At 53.9% G+C, this 20,093-nt stretch carries 11 protein-coding genes; 3 read left to right on the top strand and 8 right to left on the bottom strand.

Features of this window, described 5'->3' with window-relative positions; genetic code table 11:
• The first annotated feature begins 359 nt into the window (after window positions 1-359).
• The 3 genes from ACI3K0_RS28510 to ACI3K0_RS28500 all read left to right on the top strand — a co-directional run bounded on the left by ACI3K0_RS28510 (window position 360) and on the right by ACI3K0_RS28500 (window position 2,465).
• A complete protein-coding gene (locus ACI3K0_RS28510) occupies window positions 360-668 on the top strand; it encodes a hypothetical protein (protein ID WP_404946797.1) in 309 nt (102 codons plus the stop codon).
• A gap of 230 nt (window positions 669-898) precedes the next feature.
• Entirely contained in the window at window positions 899-1,750 is an 852-nt protein-coding gene (locus ACI3K0_RS28505; protein ID WP_404946796.1) for a hypothetical protein, read from the top strand.
• Between the two features lie 148 nt (window positions 1,751-1,898).
• Window positions 1,899-2,465: a hypothetical protein gene (locus ACI3K0_RS28500; RefSeq protein WP_404946795.1), complete on the top strand. Its 567-nt coding sequence runs from the start codon at window positions 1,899-1,901 to the stop codon at window positions 2,463-2,465.
• 192 nt (window positions 2,466-2,657) lie between these two features.
• On the opposite strand, the gene ACI3K0_RS28495 is transcribed toward ACI3K0_RS28500, so the two are convergent.
• The 8 genes from ACI3K0_RS28495 to ACI3K0_RS28460 form a co-directional block, all read right to left on the bottom strand.
• The gene (locus ACI3K0_RS28495) at window positions 2,658-5,381 is read right to left on the bottom strand and encodes an ATP-binding domain-containing protein (RefSeq protein WP_404946794.1); all 2,724 of its coding nucleotides are present in this window, start codon (window positions 5,379-5,381) and stop codon (window positions 2,658-2,660) included.
• Between the two features lie 150 nt (window positions 5,382-5,531).
• On the bottom strand, window positions 5,532-8,561 hold the full coding sequence (locus tag ACI3K0_RS28490) for a type III restriction-modification system endonuclease (RefSeq protein ID WP_404946793.1): 3,030 nt from the start codon (window positions 8,559-8,561) through the stop codon (window positions 5,532-5,534).
• A gap of 11 nt (window positions 8,562-8,572) precedes the next feature.
• Window positions 8,573-10,618 carry a site-specific DNA-methyltransferase gene (locus tag ACI3K0_RS28485; RefSeq protein ID WP_404946792.1) on the bottom strand — a complete coding sequence of 682 codons (2,046 nt, stop codon included), beginning with the start codon at window positions 10,616-10,618 and terminating at the stop codon, window positions 8,573-8,575.
• 34 nt (window positions 10,619-10,652) lie between these two features.
• Complete coding sequence (locus tag ACI3K0_RS28480) at window positions 10,653-12,590, bottom strand: DUF262 domain-containing protein (protein WP_404946791.1); 1,938 nt, start codon at window positions 12,588-12,590, stop codon at window positions 10,653-10,655.
• On the bottom strand, window positions 12,587-13,372 hold the full coding sequence (locus ACI3K0_RS28475) for a DUF4391 domain-containing protein (RefSeq protein WP_404946790.1): 786 nt from the start codon (window positions 13,370-13,372) through the stop codon (window positions 12,587-12,589). Before ACI3K0_RS28475 ends, ACI3K0_RS28480 begins: the two co-directional genes overlap by 4 nt.
• Window positions 13,369-16,158 carry a helicase-related protein gene (locus tag ACI3K0_RS28470; protein WP_404946805.1) on the bottom strand — a complete coding sequence of 930 codons (2,790 nt, stop codon included), beginning with the start codon at window positions 16,156-16,158 and terminating at the stop codon, window positions 13,369-13,371. Before ACI3K0_RS28470 ends, ACI3K0_RS28475 begins: the two co-directional genes overlap by 4 nt.
• A 579-nt stretch (window positions 16,159-16,737) precedes the next feature.
• Complete coding sequence (locus tag ACI3K0_RS28465) at window positions 16,738-17,808, bottom strand: UvrD-helicase domain-containing protein (RefSeq protein ID WP_404946789.1); 1,071 nt, start codon at window positions 17,806-17,808, stop codon at window positions 16,738-16,740.
• On the bottom strand, window positions 17,795-19,387 hold the full coding sequence (locus ACI3K0_RS28460; RefSeq protein ID WP_404946788.1) for an ATP-dependent nuclease: 1,593 nt from the start codon (window positions 19,385-19,387) through the stop codon (window positions 17,795-17,797). The genes ACI3K0_RS28465 and ACI3K0_RS28460 overlap by 14 nt, the downstream gene beginning before the upstream one ends.
• Window positions 19,388-20,093 lie beyond the last annotated feature (706 nt).

Raw genomic sequence — 20,093 nt, 5'->3', positions numbered from 1 at the left:
TCTGAAATTGCGTTGCTGCCCGTTGTGTTAGCGGCTTTGCCGGGAGCGACTGGCGAGGCAGAGCTATTGATCATGAAGTGCAGTGCTTTGCCAGCAAAGGATATCGACTTGGATTGCATCGATATGCTTTGCCTTACCGTTTGGGCACGTCATCTCAATTTACGCTGCCGCGATTCCGAATTCCCGAAAGCCGTTGCAGAAATCCGATTTTGCGATTCTTCGAAACGGCGTTTGCGCCGAATAGCCGTCGGTGCATGGTCTTAGGCTTTGATTCACTGTCCGAGAGATGGCAGCGGCTGTTTGTCCCTTGCATGCCCGGCGAGCACGATAAGGCTCCAAGCTAACAAGGGAGCCAAGGGATGACAAAAAAATCGAAGCAAGCGGCACGCCAGCAGAAGGTGCGTGATGAGGCCAAGGCGCGGAAACGGCCGTCTCGGGACGATCTGGCAAGGATATTGCTCTGGCAGATCATAACCGCCGCGCTTGAGCAGAAGGAACCCCACCGCGCGCTCGGCAAGGTGAGGGATTCACTGGTGGATGACCTGGAGCGCCTGGGCTTTGATGTTCGGGAGAGCGAGGATGTGTTCCATGAAATCGCGGATCGCTATTCTGACGGGCTATTTCCGTTTCGGCCCAAGCGTCATCTGAGGGCGAGTGTCCTCGTCTAATCTCTTCGTGGCGGCAGAGCCGCTGTCTCGGATGACGCTGCTCTGGCTGCTTTCCTTTCGAATGGTGTACGCCGTTTGTATCTCCTATTCGTATTCCCCCCGTTACTCCTTATCACGACGTTTGCACAGGAATCGAAAGTTAGCCTCAATAAAATCTTCATCACTTCACGATTTGAGGTTGATTATGAGGATGATCGTGATATTTATATTTCACGAATTGAGGCTGAAAAATGACAGACGGTCGTTCATCTGCGCAACGCCGCATGGATTGGGACAAACTTCTAACGAGTGAAGATCGGTGGGAATGGGATTCGACACCATGGCTGGACGCGTGTCTAAAAGCTCAAGCGGAATTCTTGGCTTTGGCGAAAGGGACGCAGATGATCGAGCCGGTGGCCGTCGACGACTTGCCGGCAGCACTACTGTTTCGATCGCTGGCATACTATGGCCTTTACGGTGACGTTATTGACCGACCTGCGATCGGAGACATTGACGGCTACCTTGATGGCCAGCTGGTATTGGCGAAAGCATTGCATGAGAAGGCACCGTCTAGGTGCGACGACCGCATCGTTTCTAAGATAATCGACGTTGCTGCCGCGCGGCGCAGCCTTGAGCAAAAGACAGGCCTAATTGAGCCACTTGCCCTCGCCATTCTCGGCGGTGTGTCGGAGGGACGGGTTCGAAACCTCATGTCAGGAACCAGTGCTGAGGTTCGGTCCATAGAGGGGAAAATCTCGGCGGCTGACGCTGAACGCTGGTTGCATGGCCGCGCGGCTTTTTGGCCATCCATATGGAATGAGGAACCACTTTTGGAGAAGGAGAATGAAATGACCGAGGTACGAGTACCCCAAGCTTCTGACGGAACTGTCTTCCATCCGGGCCTGCGACGCAGAAGCGGCTACATGGTCGGTGAGAAAGGACAGGAGTTGACTATCGAGAGCTACGACGCTGCACTGCGGGCACTGAGCGAAATGGAAACGCCTCGCTGGCGTCGGCCGAATTCCCAAGGCAACTGGGGGATTGTGAAGGCGTCAGGATGGACTGTGCTCAGCAGATGGGACCTTAACAACATCAAAGATTAAGCAGACCAGATCGCTTCTCACGCGATTTACCCTCTCCGTGCCGACTGTCTAGCGGCAGCACGCAATCCCTCAGCTTCGATCGGCTATTTCAACCCCTCCATTTCCTGGAGCGGGAATGCCGAGTGCTGTTCTTTTTAAGGAAAATGATATGAAGAATACTGATGTACTCGCCACGCTCCTTGCCCAGACCCCAATGAAGACAACCAATCTGCCGCGTGATCAGCGTGGCATCTACGGCTTGATCGATCACGATCAGCATCTTCGCTACATCGGCTGCACAACGAGAGAGGCTGAGAATTTTCGCAAGCGTATCCACCAGCGCCATCGAACAGGGTCCGAAACGCACAGCCATTACTTTTCGAAGATTTACAACACTGGCAGGATGTATCGCGATCGGTTGACGCAGCAGGGTGATCCCGACGCTAAGATTGCGAAAGACTTTCGTTCGGCTTTCATCGAGGAATATTGCCGCGCGGTCTACGTGCCCCTAGAGGCAAGCGAGTTGGAAATTGTGGCACTCGAGGCGGCAACGATTGCCATTGCGCCATCGGAGAACATTCTCTGGAATCGGGCGACAACGATGGTCTACCCGGAGCCGACGGAACTCGTGGACGCCCTGATCGCGAAGCTCGGATTGTCGCGAGGTGGAATTGAAGCACTTGAGCGACAGAGTTTGCGCTTCGACCGTACACGCACCGGACTGCTGGCATCCTGACCACCCGCGAAGCATCGCAGGCGGAATTAATTTCCGCCTGCGATGCTTCGATTAAATACGGTCGAATACCGAAAGTGCTGAGGTATCGCTGGCTGCGCGGTTCTAAGAAGGTTGGCCTTACTATGCCCGATGCCACTATTCCTTCGTTCAGCGGACACGAAAATTAACAACGCATCCGCATCGCTTTCCCCGTTATGACACTCCCCAACCAGGTTGAAAGTGCTTTTCCAAAATTTGCAATTGCGGAGGAATTTCCTGTCTGAACGTCAGGCCAAAGTACGTCGCCGCTCGTGTACTACCAACATACAAGTACTTCCCATGAAGATCGGGCTTGGCGTCAACCAATGCGTCCATATCGACAAAAAATGCGGCTTCAAACTCGAGGCCCTTGATATGTTTTATATCGAAGACGCGTACGGTCTCCTTGCTGCCGAGGGATTTTCCATCTTTGCATGCTTCTGCCTTGTAGTTTATTTCAATCAAGGCGGCGTTCAGCGCTTGGGTTAGCGGTTCTACTTGATCCTCGCTGTTCACTAGGACTGCAATAGAAGGTAAGCGGCCCTCCCGGGTTTCAATTTCCCGCATGCGATCGGCGAGCCAAGCCGCCTTGGCGGAGACGCTTTTCAGGCCCTCACCCCACACCGGTGCAATCCCTTCGATGTCGTTGAAGTCTGCAGGTGTAAATTCCTCGCTATGTCCATCTATCGAGCTGACAGCACCGGCCAATTCAACCAGCTTTCGCGTTTGCCGATAGGAAATCTTCACGGAGTATCGCCTGATCTGGGAGCTAATCCAGTCAAAGTCTTTGTCCGTTCGAATTCCCCACTCCGTCAGCCGCTGATTGAAATCACCGCAAACGAAGAATGAGTTAAGCGCGGGATTGGCCAGCTCACGCATAATTGCGAGTTGGATCAACGAGAAGTCCGTGACTTCATCGACGAGGATTTGATTTTTGTAGAGGCCCTTGATGTTGGAAAGTATGCCTTGGCTCGGTTCGTAGTCACGAACTCGATCCGAACTCCGGTTCAGCTCTCGACCGATCCGAAGCGTTGCAAGAATCAATAAATCGAGTTCACGCCAGCAAATTGACGACGGCGCAGGTGGCTTTTCCAAGTACCACTCGCCAGCTAGTGCTGGGTCTGTTCTGAAGGCTCGAAATTTGACGACGATCGAATGCAATATCACGCGATCAAGTCTCAGAAACTTTCTGATCGCCCTTTGGGTCGCCGATATCTGCGCAAGCTGTTTCAGCTGCTCCGGTGTCGGCAAATTGGCATCGGTAAGCCAATCTACCATCCGCGCTGCAAAGCTCGTCGAGCCAAGCTTCCTTCCACGAGCCTTCGCATTCGCCAGTGTTCGAAGCACCTTTTCAAACTGGGCAAGCGCAGCGCGCCTGCCTTGCGCTGTTAGCCTCCCGCGATCGTCATCTTCATCGTCGTCAAAGGGCTCATCACTGTCCTCCGGGCTTTCGTCACCGCTCAGCTGACGACGAAAGTCTGTAGCTTGCTTGCCAAAATCCGTTAGAAAGTTCTCATTATCTTTCAGGAGGCGATTCACCAACTGGGTCGGGATTTTGCTGAACTGGCCCCTTAACTGCGTGAGTTGCCGGGTTAGTTCTTCACGAATTTGAAGCATATCTTCGATGATGCGGGCGTCGACACCACCTCTTCGCGCCGACAGAATGTTGGCGATCTTTTTACCCAATTCCATGACCTCTGGGCTTGAAGAGCGTTGGAGCGCCGAGGCCTCCCCGTTCAACTCTTCCGTCAAAGCGTTCCAGAAATAGGATATGAAGCTGTCATACCAAACTGAGTCATCGGATGAACGGCGCTTGTCGACTAGGTATCGCGAATTCTCCTCTCGTAATACAAACAGGCCCCGCTTGCTGGTGGTGTTTAACAGATCAAGATGCTCCCGAGCGATCTGGTCACGATACTCATCCCATGTCTTGATGTTCTCGTCGGTCGCGGGAATTCCTTCATTGTTGAAATTTCTCGTCACATACTGCTTCAAGAGCTCGGTGGGCGAAAACATCATCCAGCTGCGAGCGTGGTCTGAAAGCGGGCCCGCGATCTCGATGGCAGATCGCTCTGCCTCACTCAGCGATCCTTCGCTGAGATCGACCTTCTGGCCGAGTCGACGGATAAGAGTTGTCGTCTTACCGGTACCGGGCGGCCCAGAAAGAAACAGCTGCGTATTGATCGGCAGGCGGTAGATTTCATCCTGATACTCATCGACAAGCCGTTCTTGACGGAGCGCGAAGCCCTCCACGCGTGGTCGGCTGATGCCTTCGATCAGACGATGTTCCTCATCTTCCTCGGCCAACAGCTTGGCCAGCAAGTCGATCTCTTCCTCTTCAACTCCGTTTGGGTCAACGACGGACCCACCAAGCCATTGTCTAAGTGACGGAATGGTCACATTGCCATAGCCGTCCATAGATATGATCGTGTCGAAAGAGTCCCAGTCGCCCTGCTTCCTTCTCGGATAAATTTTGGTGACAGACTTGATCAGGACGTCCTGTTCCTTGCCGCCTACCTTGAGGGAGAACTCAGTCCCGGGTCGCCTTGACGCAATCCTTCCAGCTTCCGCATTCAGGCTTGCAATTTTCCAGCCAGTGCCAGCAGGAGCCGCAGCCGGCGCTATGAAAATCGCGCCCGGATTTCCGTCCTCGTCTTCATACTCAACGCGTGCAAGAATCGGCTCCCACCTCAACCGTTCGAGGTCGCCTTTGTTAGCTGCGCGAATCTCACCGAGAGAGGTCCCTTGCTTAGGGCTGGTGAAAATATTTCCAGATGCAAGATAGGGGCTGGCAGACCTGAAACCTGATAGCTCGCTTTCAACTTTTTCAGCGACAACTTCCAGGCAATCAATGGAATCGTGTGCCGATTTAGCGATGATTTCGCTGCGATCGTCCATGCGTGAATTCACTCCCCCAAAAATATTCAGTTTGTCGTGCCATATTTGCTTCTCGAGTGCGCGCCTGATCACAAGTGACCGTGGCATGCGGCTCCCGGCACGCTGAGGGTTCCGGGAGCCGCAGTTCGTCGTTGCGATCAAGCCACGCAACTAAACGTGGTCGAACACATCCTCTAGCTTTGTCGCGTGAACGTATTTGGCCGGATTGTTGTCGCGCACCAGCGCCTGGAAATGTGCCTCGCCACAGGCAATCTTCGCCGCCTCTTGATCACGGAGATCGTCGGTGAAGAGACTGGCCTTTGTTTCAACAACGAAGTACAGGCGCTCCCGCCCATCGACCTCAAGCAGCACGGCCCAGTCGGGGTTGTAGGTGCCAAGCGGTGTCGGAATCTTGAACCAGCCCGGAAGCTTAGCATAGACCTTCACGGCGTCGTTCTTTTCCATCTGCTCGGCGAACGTTCGTTCCACGCCGGCTGAGTCGTGAATGACATGCTCGTAGACCGACTTCTGGGTGTTGGTCAGCATGTTCTTCAGATAGCCGGTTAGCTCTTCTCGCTCGAACAGTTCCTGGGCGTAGAAGTCTTGGTCACCGATCCGTTGGTACTTGATACCGTCCACCAGGGCTAAACGCTTCGTGCGATTGATAATGTCAGCCGCCAGTTCGATGAACGCCTGCGGATTTTTCTTGAAATCCGATACCCGCCCGCTTTCGATCAGGATGGTGACTAGACTGCGCCGCGTGAGCTGTGTCCGATCCTGGAGATCGGTCAACAAGTCGGGAAGCACGATGTCGCCTTCGTCGATGGCGATCGGTCCAGAGCTCGATGTCTCCTTGGCAAGCACGCCGCCCTGGCCGATGGCGAGATCGGCCTTCCGGACGGTTACCCGAGCTTTTGCGATCGGTGGTCCATTGGCGATGTTGCGCGCGCAATCGGCAATGAGTTTCTCGTTGTCGAACTGCACCCGATAGGTTGTCGTATGCTTGATCCGGTCCCACAGCGCCCGAAACTCTTCGCTGTGATAGACTTCCTTGCGGATCGCGACCGGCTTGCGCTCGTCGGCGTTCTTGACTTCAAGACGGCCTGCGACCTTTCGCAAAATACCCGTGACGGCCGGCAGATATGGTTCAAGACCGGCCGGCAGTGCGAGGGTTCCTGTCTTGATGGCGGTCTTCAGGCTATCCTGAACCTTGCCGTGGCGGTCGATAAGGTCGAGGGCACGCAGGTGGCGATAGATTTCCGAGGAGCGTTCATATCCCAATACATCGGGTACGCCCGCATCATATGCAGCGCCTTCTTCTTCCATGCCGGGCCCCTGCGTAGGACTTTCGACCAGCATCGGAATATTCGCGAACAGATATTCCTCGACGATCCCGAAACGGATGCCTGTGTCTGCCTCGATCTCCTTTTGAAGATTTTCGGCGAAGGACTCGTAGCTCTCGGTGGCGATCACCGTCAGTGTGTTCACCTCGAAGCCCCGGAGCCGCTCGCCCTGCTGGTTGACGCAGAGCCGAAGTCCGCGTCCGATCGTCTGTCGGCGCTCTCGCTCGGTGCCCATTTCGCGCAGAGCGCAAATCTGGAAGACATTGGGGTTGTCCCAGCCTTCCTTGAGTGCCGAGTGTGAAAAGATGAACTTGAGCTTGGTGTCGAAGCTTAGCAGCTTTTCCTTTTCCCTCATGATCAGGTTATAGGCGCGTTCAGCGCTATCCCGATTGGCCTGGTTATTTTCGGCCGTATCCGTCCACCGCTTGTTCTTGTCGATGGAGAAATAGCCGTCATGCACCTCCTGAGCGTCAGAGGTTACATCAACGTCCTTGAACAGGCTGACGAACTCGGGGAGTTTGGCCGCGCGGCGGTATTCTTCTTCGAAGATCGTCGCATATTTTCCCTTCACTGGATTCCCGTTGTCATCGTAGGAGCGGTAGTGCTCAACGGAATCGATGAAGAACAGGCTGAGGACCTTGATGCCGAGGGGCGCGAGCCGCTTCTCCTTCTCCATATGCTCCTGAATGGTGCGACGGATCATCAGCCGTTTGATTGCATCGGCATCCACATCGCCGATCGCTTGACCAGGCTCCAGAAAGACCTCTGAACCCGCAGTTTTGACCTCAAGAAAGGACGCCGCGCCCGAAATGCGGATTTCACCGACACGGCAGTCCCTGTAAATCGCGCGGCCAGTTTCGTCTTCCAGATGGTCACCGTCATGAACGGTGATTTCTTCGCGTTGAACGCGGCCGCTTCGCTGCACGTCGACTTCCACCCGGGCTGAAATCGTTCCCTTCACATTTCGGGCAGACAAGAACCGCAAATAAGCCTTGTTATGGCCACCCTCGACTTCAAGCGATGCGACCTCGATCTGCTTCACCAGCTTGCGGTCATAGGCGTCAACCGCATCCAGTCGGTAGACCATGTGATGCTTGTTCACGTGGGTTGCGGAATAGCGCAAAGTGCATAGTGGGTTCATGGCATCGAGAGCCTGCTTGCCGCGGCCTTGAAGGCCACCGTCAACGCTCTGAGGCTCATCTACGATAATGACCGGTCGCGTAGCTCGGATCAGATCGATCGGCGCTTCGCCGCCCGTTTTCTCGCTGTCCTTATAGAGGTTGTTCACCTCCTGCTTGTTGATCGCCCCGACCGTGACCACCATTATTTGGATGCTTGGACTGGTTGCGAAAGTTCGAACAGAGCCCGGCTTGGAAGAGTCATAAAGGAAATAGTCGTAAGGCTGGCCCGAATAGAGCGCCTTGAAATGATCCTCAGTGATCTTAAGCGTCTTGTAAACGCCTTCCTTGATGGCGACGGAGGGTACGACGATCACAAATTTCGTAAAGCCGAACCGCTTGTTCAGTTCGAAGACCGAGCGGAGATAGACATAGGTCTTGCCCGTCCCGGTTTCCATTTCCACGGTGAAATCGCCAGAGGTCAGCGAGCCGGATGGCGGCAGACCGTTGCGCAACTGGATGTCCTTGAGATTTGACATGATTTCGTCGTCGAGCAGCGTCAGTCGGTTACCGATGCCAAGAGCATTTTCCACCAGCCCTAGTTCGCCCTGCACGCCGCCGGTTGAGCGACGTGTTACGGTGAATTCGGTGCGATTTGTCTCCTGCCCGCGAAAAAGCTGGCAAACCGCCTCGATCGCCGCCTTCTGATAATCGAGGTCGGATTCGAAATGAAGCTTCATCTCCCTTTTCCTCACAGGCTACGCACGTCGAGAATACCATTCTGATTGAGGATCGCCGCCATATTGGTTTTGGCGACATCGTCGGAGAAGCTAGAGTCCTTAAAGACGACCCGGGTTTCAACGGCAGGGGCAAGCTCTCTCCACCACGCGATGATGCCCGCCGAAAGTGTTTCAACGACATTCACAGAGAGGCCCTCACCGAGGCATGCAAGCAGCGCACCGCCACCGATTGACTGGATAGTCTGACCCGCAATTATCTTCGTCTCGATCGGCACGCAGAGATCGAGGCCAAGCTTGAGTAACAGTTCGTAGAGTACGTCCTGCTCCTTACGGCCCTGGACCAGGTGCTCGGCATTTTTGAGCAGGCTGGACTCAAGGTCAGCGGCATCGGGTTCCCAAGCACGTATGTTCGAGGAAGCGAGCTTGAAAACGCGAAAGCCGGTGTCGCCGGCGAACATCGGGCTTTCGCTTTGCAGTTCGCCTGCCGCGCGGCGAAGTCTTTCCTTTGTCAGCTCAGAAATCTTCCTCGGCTTTCCTAGCTTATCACAGAGCGCAGTTGCGGCCTTCTGATCTTCGTTTCCCGCGTCGATTTGCTCGGGTAGCTGCACCAAAATATAACGTCGGCTACCGCCGTCTTCGGCGTTCAAGTGCATCACTGAATGTCCCGTTGTGCCGCTACCCGCAAAGAAATCGAGTACGAGGCCGTCACGCGATACCCCATCAGCCCACTTCAACAGCTGTTTGATCAGTCGCACAGGTTTTTTCCCGCTTGGAAACTGAATTTCTCCTTCCTTGGCGACATTACCCATGTCTTGATGGAAGCCTTTCCATAGGTCCCCCCTGATGACTGTACGACCAAATCTAGGTTTGTAGTCATCGGACATGCGATAGTTGAGGGCTAGCGGCATCAGAGCTTGTAGCGTACCGTTCGCCAGCGTGGTTAAGAGATAGGTACGGTGATCAGATTCGTATTTTACCCAGTGGCCAGCAGCTGTCATCTGCCCCGCTGCAGAAACCGGTGGCCTATCAATACGCGCAATTGATTTGAGATTTTGTTCAATGAACTTCTTCGCCGCGTCCGAAACCGCCAGCAATTTGTCCATGTTCTTGACGCTAAATCCCTTCTTCCCGCCGATACCCAACCTCTCAATATCTGGTCCCACGTGCGGATCGCTGGCCATTTTCTCGGCCAACGATCCGAGAGAACCATTCTCGTTCAACCAAATTGAATAGTGAGTATCGTAGGCGTCAATTCCGTCCAGAAGTGGAGTATGATTCACTTCGTCAAATGAAGCTGATTTTCGATATATATGCACAAACTCAACGTTCTTGACGATCGTACCCTGTTGCGCATTGACAGTTTTTGGACCTGATGTCGTCGACATCTCAACAGCAATAGTATCAATAAAATTCTCCTCTCCGAACACTTCATTGAGGATTAATTTCAAATTTGCGACCTCGCTATCATCTATCGAAACAAAAATTACTCCATCCGGACGCAACAATCCGTGAGCTAACTTGAGGCGCGGCAAAATCATGTTCAGCCAATCGGTATGAAATCTACCTGATGATTCCGAATTGGAACTAACTCTGCGTCCACCCTCAACTTGACCTGTAATCTCGAGATAATTTTTTATGTTGTCTCGGAAATCATCGGGATAAACAAAATCCTTCCCTGTGTTGTAGGGCGGATCGATGTAAATCACCTTCACCTTTCCGGCATAGCTCTTCTGAAGGAGCTTCAGGACCTCCAGGTTGTCACCCTCGACCATGATATTTTGAGTTGTGTCCCAATCGACACTATCTTCCGGGCACGGCAACAATGTTCCAACCGAGGGACTCAGAGCTATCTGCCGAGCATTCCGCTTGCCATACCAGTTAAGACCATACTTCTCTTCTCGATCTTCAACAGCGCCTCCAAGAAGTTGCTTGAGAACATCGAAATCGACTTTCCCCTCGCGGAAGGCTTCCGGAAAAAGCGACTGCAGGCCGCTGATGTTTTCCGAGACAATATCTGCGCTCTTGGTTTCAGGGTCGTTCAGTTCGAGCTTCTTCATCGCATGTCCATTTCATTCGAGACCAGCAGCTAAGTTACGCTGCCTGCTGTCCGAGCATTTCCTTGTTGACGTAGTCCTTCAAAGCCGCGGCACTGGTGAAGCAGCGAAAGCCTGCAGCACTTGCAAGGGCAATTGTCTCGTCGTTCTCGTTCAGTAACACGGCGACCGGTTCTGACAACTCCTCTTGGAGCCCGTTAGGCCAGACGAGATCAAAAACGGCGATCTGATCGCCTGTCTCCGGGTTCGAATGATCATAGGCAATGACCCCGTCGGCGAAGCCTTGCTCAACGGCCCAATCATTGATCGCCTGCAGCTCTGCCTCTTCATCAGGGCTGGAGATGCCGCCGGCAGCAGCCGTTGCGGAAATCATCGCTATCCGAGCAGGTTCGGCAATCCATCTGTCATCGCCATGCAGCAGTGAGGCAAACCGCTTATTCGCCTCGGCCGCCAGCAATTCCTTGCGGGCTTCGAGGAAGTCGGCGTAGCGGTCAATTTTCCACAGGGACTCGTCCATGGGAATCCACTGCGAAGCCAGAGCACCCGGGTGCTTCGATTCGATCTTCGGGAAATAGACCTCTGGCAGTGTGTCGCGGATACTGAGATTGGTGTCCTTGGTCAGGAAGCAGAAATTGGCAATCGCGTTTACCTGCGAACGCGGAACCTTCTGCTTGTAGAGCTGTGCCTTCGGGAAGATGTGATGCACCTCAAGTGCATTCATCTTGCCTAGCAATCCGGACTTCAATTCGATGCCGGTTCCCCAGTCCTTGGATGCACCCATTCGGGTCAGCATGTAGAGGACAGGGTAAAAGCGGGCACCGAGGCTCCAGCCGGTGAAATGGCCTTTCTCGACCCGCAATCCACCATGCCACAGCCGCAATTGCTCCAAGAGTTTATCGAGACCGCCTTCCGGGCCTTCCAGCGCTTCGAGGTCCTTATCCAGGAAGGATTCCGTTGAGCCCGAATAACGACCCCACATGCCGGCCTGTGCAAACCAGAAAAGGAGCTTGTCCCGCTCCACCTCATCCAGCGCACCGCCCTTTTGATCCAGGTAGCGCACGATAACGGGAACGGCGAAGCGGCCGAAAAAAACCCGTGAGTGATCCAAACCAAGCCTGCCGGAAATCAGGTTGAGGCAGGCGTCAATGCGCTTGGTGGCGCGCTTTAGGCCGTCCTGAATGTCGCTGGCTGATTGATTGTGCAGATAGAGGAATTTGGCTTCACCGGTCAGTACGGTGTTGATCGATCGCAGGAGCCAATCGAGGTTGAAGTCGTAACCCGCTTGGTTCCAGGCCTTCAGCTTGCCCTTCATCTCCGTGCGGGCATCGGGCCATTCCGCGCAGATTTTCGCCAGCGCCAGATCACCTTTGGAGAGCTTGGTGCCGCCACTGTTCACCTTGTTGAAGATGTCGACGACCACGTCGAGAGTCTTGTCCGCGCCGGTGACCTCTTCTTCATGAAGATTGATTTCCAGGATACCCAACAGGCGGCTTAGTCGGCCATAGTATTCCGCGGGTGGAGTTGACCCCAACGAGGTCATGATCTTACCGACACCGTCATGCCCCGACTTCATGAGGGCCGACACATCGATCCAGAGAGGGTCTCCAGACATTTTCAGCGGCTGGAAGAATTCGAACGTCTCCAAGGCAAGGTTAAAGTAAAGGCCCGTAAAGGCCTTGGCGTTGCCGTCGAAGAACGCAGGTGGCTTGCCGCGTACGACACCGTAGAGAGAGGTGACCCGCTGCTGGCCATCCAGCAACAGCTTCACAATGCCGGAGGCGAGCTGGCCGTCGCCGCGATGATTCGCGGTAACAGATTCAGTTGCCCAAACCAGCAACCCACCGACGGGGTGGCGTCGATAGAGTGAGGTAAACAGACCACGTACTTGCTCGGTGTTCCAGACATACCCTCGCTGGAATTCCGGTAGGGCCATATGCCCACTGTCGATATGGTCCAGAATGGTCGAAATCTTCATGGCTGCTCGCCCCCCATTGCCTGCTTTGCTTGTTCCATGGCGCGTTCGATCGCCTTTATCTTTTGGTTGAGATCGACGCGCTGGCTGATCCGTTTCGCTTTCGCAGCCTGCGCCCGCAAAAGCGAGTTTTCCTTGCTCAGCCTCTCGTAATCCTCAATCGCCTCACGGCGGCGCGCGATCTGGTGTTCATCCGTGGTCACCGAGTAAGAGCCGACCAAGTTGGCCGCATTCATCGCCTCGGTCCGTGCCAGCCATCCATCATACAGAGCGTGTAAGTCCTGATGCGATAGCTTCGAGAGCGCGAGGCTATGTAGGAAGGCCTTCTCGTTAGGCGTCGGCTTGGTCGGATCGGTTAGGTGTGTGATTGCATTTCTATCAATGACGACCTTGGCCGCCTCGTTTTGTGCACGCCGCTTATGGGCCACGGATAGGTCGATCCCTTTATCGTCAGCCGTAATCAGGATAACGGGATAGGGGATCGCGCGATGAATCAGTTCGATGAGACGGCTACTCTTTGCTCCTTCACGAAACGCGCAGCCAATGACGGCAATCTCGACATAGTCACGTATTTCGTCCGCAAAGGCCGGCACGCCGACAGTGCTCGGCTTGCACGCCGCGAACCACACCAGTTCGTCGATGCCATCCTGAATAGCGCGCCTGTCGGTCGACGTAGGTGCGCCTTGTTCCACGAGGATTTTCTTCGGCACGCGAATGTCGACACGCGCGTTCGCGGGTAATCCGAGAGCGTCAACGACAGCACCGATGCATGCGGCTGCGTTCATCCCGAGCTCGTCTCCGGAAGAATCACGAGAAATGCGACGACTTCGAAATCATTGATGCCGGCGAATTCCCCTTTCAACGCATGTGTACCACCTGAAGAGAACAAGCTTGCGACCGCACGCTCCTCGCTTTTTCCCGCAATTGAAGCAACGGCCCGAGCCAGGAGCTTTTGATAAGGCTCCATATCCCGCCCGAAGCGCGTGGACTTATCGAACCGGCCACAGGCCTGAGCGTCAGGCAGATCGCGTCCGATGGTAACCTTCTTGAGGCGATCCAGCACCTGCTTCGCACGGGTATACGGCAATAGCGCCTCTCCCTCGTCACTGACATGAACAACGAAGTGCGGCTTTAGCGGATACCCAGGCTCTGCCAACCGCTCCGCCGCTTCACCAACAGCGCGAAGACAAAAAATGACTCCTGGCGAGATGACGTTCTCGGCAGTAACAAAATCGTCCTCAGGCGGTGAAACCACGGCATAGGTACCCAGCGGCAATGCCTCCAGTTGCGCACGGTGATCGCGCAGATAACCTGCAAGGTCGATGCGAAAATCATTGAGCGTGAGGTCGGCAATCGAAACGCCGCTGGACAGGTCCTCGAGATCGATCACCGAGTCTTGCATCTTCTGTAACTGAGCACGGCGATATTCCAAGTCGTTCATCTGATTGCCGGCTTGGAACTCGATGACGTTTTCCTCACCGGTTGCGGACACATCGAGGAGGACCATGCGTCCACTCACTCTCGATTCCAGATCGAGGTACTCATCGAGCTCAAGGTTCGGCCAGAAGTTCACCAACTGAATACGTTGATTCGTCGAGCCGATACGGTCAACGCGACCGAATCGCTGAATGATGCGCACGGGATTCCAATGGATGTCGTAGTTGACGAGGAAATCGCAATCCTGGAGGTTCTGGCCTTCAGAAATGCAGTCTGTGCCGATCAGAAGATCGATATCTCCCTCAGCAGCCATTTCTGGCGGCCGTTCCTTAGACCGGGGCGAGAAGGCGCTGAGGATGGAGCTCATATCTGAGCGCAGGCTCTGCAGCGTGGTCTTGTTTGCACCAGTGCCGGTTACAACGGCCGTATGGATTCCAAGCGTCTCGCGCGCCCAATCGGCAAGCTCGCGGTAAAGGTAGTCCGCAGTGTCCGCAAAGGCGGTAAACAGCAATATCTTCCTGTTGTCGCCGTTGATCGGTGCCTGAACTTTCTGAGTGATCAGCGCTTTTAGTGCCGATAGTTTCGCGTCGCGATCTGCGGACACAGAGCGTGCAGCCGACAGCAGCGTCGCCAGGCGATTTCTGTCCTCAATCAGGTCCTGCTGCCAACGAACCCGATCGACATCTTGCAAGAGAACCTTGACCTTGCGGCCGACGAGGAGCGTCTCAAAGGCAGGATCGTCGATGTCCACATCGTCTATCGCAAGCTCGTCGATGGATTCATCATGAGCCTCGATTTTGGCAATCAACGCGTTCACGTCATCGAGCTGACGTTTGATGGTGAGGGCAAAGGAGGCCACAGAGCTTTCCATCCGCTTGAGCAGATTGACGCGCATCAGGTGGATTAGGCTTTCCTCACGGTCGGCCTGACGAAAATAGCTCTCGCCTCCGCGAATCTTGGTGCTGTATTTTGCGTCATAGGCTTCTTGCTTGTCCGGCACCACGTAGCGCAACGGTGCGTAGGCCCCTAACGTCAACCGCCTAATCTCGTTGTTGATTTCGCGGATCGGACGGAACTCGCCAGCTAGATCAACATCCGCCTTCACGTTTATCGGCTGCAGCCGATCGGGGAAATTCCCTGTCTCAGTTGTACCATAATAGCGCTGCACATGTTTTCTGGATCGGGCAATTGTCAGCATGTCCAGAAGCTTGAAGTAGTCAAAGCCCAGCATGTCCATCAGGCGTGATGTGCGACGCTCGCCATCGGGCAGGTCCAGCCACCTGTTAAATTGTCCCTGCGCTTTTCGTATCGTCGCTTCAATACTGGAGATGCCGTGATCAATCAGGGCGATGTCGCTACCTTCGGTCATGAAGGCGATCTGGTTCTTCAGGTCTGCAAGCCTGTTGTTGACCGGCGTTGCCGACAGCATCAGAACTTTGGTTTTAACACCCGCCCTGATTACACGCTTCATCAAGTGATCGTAGCGAGTGTCGCGGTCCTTATGGGTCGCCTTGTTGCGGAAGTTATGGGACTCGTCGATCACCACGAGGTCGTAGTTGCCCCAGTTTACGTGCGAGAGATCGATATCACCTGACGTACCGCCATCCCGTAACAGATCGGTATGATTGAGAACGTCGTAGTTAAAGCGATCGCTTGCGAGACTATTTCGGCGATCGTTAGCTTTATAGAGTGTCCAATTGTCTCGTAGGCGCTTTGGGCAGAGGACCAAGACGCGATCATTGCGGAGCTCATAATACTTGATGACCGCGAGCGCCTCGAACGTCTTACCCAAGCCGACGCTATCGGCGATGATACATCCTCCGATGCGCTCGAGCTTGTCAATTGCCCCGACGACGCCGTCGCGCTGGAATTTGAAGAGCTTTTTCCAGACCGTGGTGTTCCTGATGCCGGTGGCGGATTTTACAATTCGCTCTTCATCAAGCTCATCGCCCAAGTCTTTGAACATTTCGAATAAAAACTTGAAGTAGACGAGGGAGGGGGCTCGCTGGGATGCTGCATCCGCAAGAATGCGCTCTAGCTCGTCAGCATCTTGTCCGGATGGGACGGTATCCCAGGCGCTCTGGAACCATGAAGAGAAGGCAGTTGTTTCCTCGTCCCTGGACGTTGCTTGCACCAGCCCCAACCGGCTTCCCGGCGTTATGCCCAATCCCTCAGTTGTCAGCGAGCAGGCACCAATCGCGGCCCTGTGCAAGCTAGTGTTTCGTATGATGGCCATAGATTGAGGTAGTTTATCAGCATAGCGAACCTGAACATGGCGCCCAAGCCAATCAAGAGTGGATTTGGCGTGCCATCGGCCCTGGAGCTTGTTCCGATAGCCAATGTCAGAATGACCACCGAACAATAAGGAGTGTAGGGAGGCTTGAGCCTCAAGCAGTAATCTTACTGAGTCTGCCCTATTCAATAGCTCGCGGACTTCAGCGAAGGCATGTAGCGATAGGTTGGGGGACATTATGTCGACTGCCGAGCCTGCCTGCAGCCACTCCTCCAGCTTATCCAGTACTCGCTCGCGGCCAGTGTTTTTGATTAAATCCATATTCCGTCCCGGCCCGCTTGAGCTATTGGAAACGCAAAAGTCTCCGTAAATTTCGGCCAGTGCATTTCATTCATTATCGCTATGATTGTAAATAAATATTTCAACTCTGTGCCGGTCGGTACGCACCATAGCTGAGCTCTGCAAACGCTGTCGTGTGACCTAGTGTGGGATGACCTCTTTCAGACTTGAGGTTCCGTCATAGACGAATGCTACGCTATAGCGGGCCCTAGTAACTCCGACATACAGCTCGGGTTTGACACCACTCACAAGCTCGTAGTCTCCCGTCGTCAGCCATTTCTGGGCCTTCTTATGCGGGAATATTAGTATTCGGTCGAAAGTCATGCCCTTCGACTCTCCAAAGTTCAGCGCTGGAAAGCCAGCGCAGTCCGTTGTCACGGATAATCGTAGCACTTGCGGCTTAAACTTGTTGACGTACTCGGTAACGTGTCCTGTTTTTATCGAAAACACGCCGTCATGACCGGTCAGGTGCTCGTTTCGCGACTGTGTCTTTTCGTGGTCGGGATAAAAGCTGTCGGCTAGGTCTGCGATCTGTTGGTTGCACCGATGGGTCTCGACCAGATGCTGCAGTTCAACAAGCTTCTTTTTCTCCCACTCCTGAAATTTCTTAACGATATCGGGCCCGCGAAAACCTTTATGACGGTTGGAATTGTTGGTTGTGAAGGTGGATTGTCGGGGATCACCCACGAGAACCACTTCAAGATTGGACCTGAGCATCAGTTCGAGGATGTCGAGGTCATATCCAGCGAAATCCTGAATTTCGTCGATGTAGACGCGTTCAAAGCGGTGCTCCAATCGACGTATGATCGCGTTGTCGGATATCGCGTTACAGTCGCAGACGAACTCCGCGAGCTTATTCGAGTAGATGTTTGACGAATCTCCGAAATAATAGCGGCCAGCGTCCGATTTGGGAGCGAACCTGTCGACCGTCGTTTCCGTCCAAAAAATCCCGTCTATACGCTTGTCGTATTTATGGTTCCTGTATGGCCGAGCCATTTCGCGGAGAAGGAATGTGTACCAGGGGATGATCTCTACGTGTTGCGGGATGGCTCGCGCACGCTGATAGAATTTGGCCTGAATCTCGCGAACATTGTTTCTGGTATAGGTGATGATTGCCGACCGGGCTGACGTGTCGCCCAGAACCTCGTCAACGATCCGTGTTGTCTTTCCACCACCCGCAGCAGCGATGACAATCCGATTAGGCGACCGCATGGTTGATATACTCCGGCACGTTCCACGCTCTATCCGTTTCGAAAAGCCTTAGAGCGACCTCGGTCTTGTTATTCTGCATGAACTTCAGCAACTCTTCGTCCGTGGTATACGCGGTGCCCAAGATATCATTCAACACGGTCCGGTCATTGGCCTTGAGAAGCTGCGGTTCCAATGTCCTCGCATGCTCGTCGGGATCGTACCGAACTGCTATGTGTTTATGCGTGAGATAATCGGCGTATTTTTGCTGCAGCCGAGCCACGTCGCCATCGTTGTCGGTGACCACATCAACCTTGGTATTTAGTATGTCCGCGATTTCCAAAAAGCGTTTGAACGCGAGAGAGCTGACACTGATAACATCGACGCCAGCCTCAATGGGCATCTTTCCGTGCTTTTGATGAAAGGCCTTCTGAACAATAAGCTCATCGGATGGCCCTTCAACCAGGATCGCACGCTTTGAAAGCACCAGGCGCAGCGTGTCGTAGCCTGGCAGTTTTAGGAAGTAATCCCGGGTCTTGGGATCGAGCGCCGTTAGCTTGGTCGCGATTCCATTCATGAACATCAAGACCGAATCCACCCCGAGCTTGTTTATTACGTAGCTGCTGTGAGTCGTTATAAGCAGCTGCCGCTCTCCTCGTTTGGCGGTGATATGAGCGATCAGGCTTGCGAGATTTGTAAATGAAAGATGGTTCTCAGCTTCCTCGATCAGGAACACGTGGGAGCTGTCCGCGACATCCAAGGCAAGCTTAATCTTGACGGCGCTTTGTTCGCCTTTGCCAACGAGCGTCATTGGAATATCATCCAAGTGCGGCATCACACCGGACTCCCAGCTCGCCCTAGCTGAACTGTCTAGCGACACGGTGATCGCCTTGTCAGAAACATGCCCCTTTTTCGCTTCAAGACCTGAGTTGATGGCTGCCACCTTGGGGTCGGCCAAAAAGCGGTCCTTCATCTGCCGAAATGAGAGAGCGAGGCTAACCTGCTCCTCGCGCGTCAGGCTGTCCTTTACCACGTCAAGAACATATCGATTGGCAACACCATTGTTCCGCAAAGTGCTCGCGTCTATGTAACTTGGTCGAACTGGGATGGATCGTGCTGTGACATCATTATCGGCGAAATCGCGCCACCGGACAATGTAATGCTCTATCGGGACTGTTCGGATGAGCGAGGGGTCCGCGATATAGTCCTCGTACTCAGCTCGATAACCTTCGTTGAACTCGATCAGCATCCTGACGCCCGGCACATCTAGCTTCAGCGAATTTATCCGTCCTTTCAGCTTCGTCAGCGCCGGATCGTCCGAGAAGTAAAGTTCAATAAGTATCGGCGGTGGCGGACCGACATACTTTTTATGCAGTGCTGCAATGTATTGGCTAACCACCTTCGAATTGAAAAGATAAGGGTGAAGTTCGCCTTGGATAGCGCGGCCATTGATTTGACCGCTTAAAGCCAGATGTATTGCTTCCAGAAGGGTCGATTTTCCGCATTCATTGTCGCCGACAATGACATTCAGGTTTGGATTGAGATCGACGGTCGAATTTACAAGGCAGCGGTAATGTTTGATGACGACTTTCGCTATGTGCACCTAAATCCCCACAGTCAATCCTGAGAGCTGCCGAATCGGCTCAGCTTTAAATATGGATTTTTACCGTGGGGATCGTTGATAACACAACTGAAAGAGGTACTCGCAAATCACTGCGATGAGGTCATGGAGGCAATTATCCGCACGGCAGGGCGAAAGAGCCTTTTGGTCGCGGCGCGACTTGATGACATTGAGAGGCGATTATCGGCTGCTTTGGTTTTAATTCGGGAGGTCTAGCAACCTGAGGGCTGAAAATACCTTACTCTAACACATGGATGTTGTCCGATAGCTTTGGCGCAGATACACGATCTTATCTTGCGCAATACGCGCTGTATGCAATTTTCCGTGCTCGGCTGATGTAAAATATGGTCGTGTGGGCGCGCGATGTGAGAGTTACAAGTCTCTGTGGGCTTAGGCCCCCGCAACCAGCGACATTTGCAAATTCTCCTATTCGGGAAGCCGCTCGAGAAATTCCTCGCGGTAAACGTCGAGCATCATCTCCTTCTTCTCTTCACTGTAGATATCGCCAGCTTGCATGCATTCCATTGTTGGTTATGGGATGGCCCGCCCTTCCGAGGACATGTAACCGCCCGATTGGCGCCGCCTGCCGCCTAAGGCCTTGATGGCCTAAGACACGTGTTTAACGACGTCGTTAGCGACGTGTCTTATGCGGGGATTGCGATGCGCGTTGAAATTCTTGGGCAAGAGC

This window comes from Rhizobium sp. ZW T2_16 (assembly GCF_044987325.1).
In the GTDB taxonomy this organism is placed as follows: Bacteria; Pseudomonadota; Alphaproteobacteria; order Rhizobiales; family Rhizobiaceae; genus Neorhizobium; species Neorhizobium cellulosilyticum.
Note: the sequence above shows the minus strand (reverse complement) of the source record. Positions and strands in the feature narration are given on the sequence as shown.